This is a genomic window from Gilliamella sp. wkB108 (assembly GCF_001690195.1).
GTDB classification, from domain to species: domain Bacteria; phylum Pseudomonadota; class Gammaproteobacteria; order Enterobacterales; family Orbaceae; genus Gilliamella; species Gilliamella apicola_L.
In genome coordinates, this window is record NZ_LZGM01000067.1 from 1 (window position 1) to 2618 (window position 2618).

Annotated in this window: 3 protein-coding genes; all 3 read left to right on the forward strand. The window is 29.5% G+C overall.

The genetic code is table 11. The features are described from left to right. Positions 1-1497 (forward strand): hypothetical protein (locus tag A9G11_RS06660; protein ID WP_081298452.1); only part of this gene is annotated, 1497 nt, incomplete at its 5' end. Positions 1498-1500: 3 nt separating this feature from the next. Further along, positions 1501-2106 (forward strand): hypothetical protein, encoded by a 606-nt coding sequence (locus A9G11_RS06665; RefSeq protein ID WP_065618722.1) that lies wholly within the window; start codon positions 1501-1503, stop codon positions 2104-2106. A gap of 157 nt (positions 2107-2263) precedes the next feature. Beyond that, positions 2264-2618 (forward strand): hypothetical protein (locus A9G11_RS06670; protein WP_141674367.1); only part of this gene is annotated, 355 nt, incomplete at its 3' end.

Consider the following 2618-nt stretch of genomic DNA (forward strand, 5'->3'; position numbering starts at 1 on the left):
AGTGCTAGCTTAGTGGAGTTTTATAAGGATGTGAAATTATCAGAAAAACGCAATAAGGATAATCCGTCATTAGATAAATACAAACCGACCTTAAAAACAACATTGTCAATATTAGACAGACAATATCCGATCGATTCACCAGAAACTCAGAGGTATGCCTGTATAACGAGTGAATGTTTTAGAGGAATAATTGAAAAACCGATATTATTTGAGGCGTTAGGGCGTTTATTAATTAATTATCAAAGTGAATGGTATAGTGAAGTAGGTACAGACGGTAAGATGCCGGAATGGGAAGCGTTAAATAGTGAGATGACAGACGATGCTGAAAATGTCTTAGGTTATTTAAAAGATGGAGATGAAGCAAAACGCGATGCCTATTTAAAAAATATAGGAAAAACGGCGGACTCAGAAGAAGCAATAGGATTAAATCAGCGACGAGAGAGAATAAACCGATTTCCGGAAAATTATGAAGAAAACCCAAAAGAAAAGCTCAATCAAGAACAGTTTAAAGACTATAATTATATGCATGAGTTAGAAGTAAAAGTTGAGATGTGGGAAAAAGAGAAAGAGAAAATCAAAAAATGCTTATGGTGGAAAGATGTGGTTAATGGATTAGCCAATCAAAATCAACCAACGACAGAGGATAATGCGGGTAATGTGAATGGAGCAAATACCCAAACAGCACAAACCGATACCTCACCCCCAGCCACACTAAATCAAGACGGTAAAGCTTGGTATATCCATCCTATATCAATGATGAATTATTTTAAACCATTAGCAGGTATTACAACGTATCATATTTATCAAAAAGGTAAGATTGAAAAACATACTCCTAGTGAAATATTATTAGGATATGAGAAAAAATATAAATATGTTTATCACGATAAAAGTAATAAAGAACATGAATTAGGAATTTTTACAGTTCATATTACTAAAGCTATGGCGAGAGGTAATATTAGACAAAATTATGATGTGGAATTAATTAATGTTAAAGAATTTGAAGAAGGATACTGTTCATCTGATGGTAATGTTAAAGCAAAATTTGCAACATTCAACAGTGATCATTTTAGATGGTATATAAATCCTGATTGTTTTGCTGGCTTACTTGGTGCTATGCTAGAATTAAATATTGATTGTATGGGCTTTAATGGTTTCAGTACTTATGATGCTAAATCTGTCGAAAGTAAAGCGCATATAAATGGAGTTGCTGGTGATTTAAGGTATATATCAACCAATGAAAATGGTGAAAGAACAGAGTTATCTGATTCATTTTTCGACTTTGAAAAACAAGAAAAATTTAATATAGCATTGTATAAATTTGGTTGGGCTAGGACTTCATTAATGTACTCTGAATATTTTACATATAAAAAACAAGCCAACACATTACTTGTCCATACAAAACATATGCGAAATGATGCAGCAGGAGGATACAGGCATCATCACCATTTACATATATGTGGTTTTGATTTTAAAGGAATTATTAATATAAAGGAGTAACGGGTGATTAAATTTAAATTTTTTTCTATAGGTATTTTAATTATATCGTTCTTTTCTTTTGCTGAAACCCAAAGTAGAACTCATAAGTACGCTATCCTTTATGAATTCAAAGAATATCCAAAAAGTATTTTATCCGAAGAACATTATTCTTTGAGAAAATTTTTTGCAGATAATAAAGAGATTTACGATGAAAATAACTCGCTAAATTCACTTTTTAATTCTGACACCCCCTTACAAGGTATGATTGAACATAGGAAACCTTATACAGATAAAGCGATATTGTTTAAAAAAATCCCACTCGACAAAAATCTAAACATATTTCTTTTTGCCTATTGGGATCATAATGACCAAGACTCATATTATAATCTTCCTACACTGGAAATGCAGATTTTTGATAAAAATTATAACTTTATCAGTAAAATTATTGCAGTTGATGGTGCTGCCGCTGAATGTTCATATCGAAAAAAAATAAGAATTTATAAAAATAAAAAATTTGAAATAACAGAAGCAGAGTATTGCATAGATATTGAAACAGACAAACTTATGACTGAGCAACACAAAACAAGTTATTATTTTATTGATGATAAAGGAAATATTAATTTTGAATAATAAATGTGATTAAGTATAAATTAGAATGACATAAAAGATATTTTCTTCATAAGTTTTATTAGCTCATCCTAAATAATATTTCTCATAAAACAAAACCAGAAACCAACAACCTCTTATATGTTGAATTTGGCATAAATAAAATTAAGGAAATTAAGAAATGAAATTTTTAAAAAATTTTGTAATTATTTGCTTATTAATTTTGTTAAATATAAATATTGCATTTTCAGCCAATATAAAGAAAGAGTTACGGTTTTATCAACAAATAAAATTACCTTATTCTTCTAAACAATTAAAAAAATACTATTATTGGAACAAATTTCATGAAATACAAATTTCGGCTAACAACAAAACACCACTAAGATTTAATGAGCAAGATTTTTTAGTTGACGTTAAATCGGTATCTCACGATTCAGGTTTTGCTACTGGTGGCCTTTATTTTCCAGTTTTTTATTTCAAATTTAATGATATTTTATATACTGGTATTATATATATGGCTTTGGCGGAAAATGATA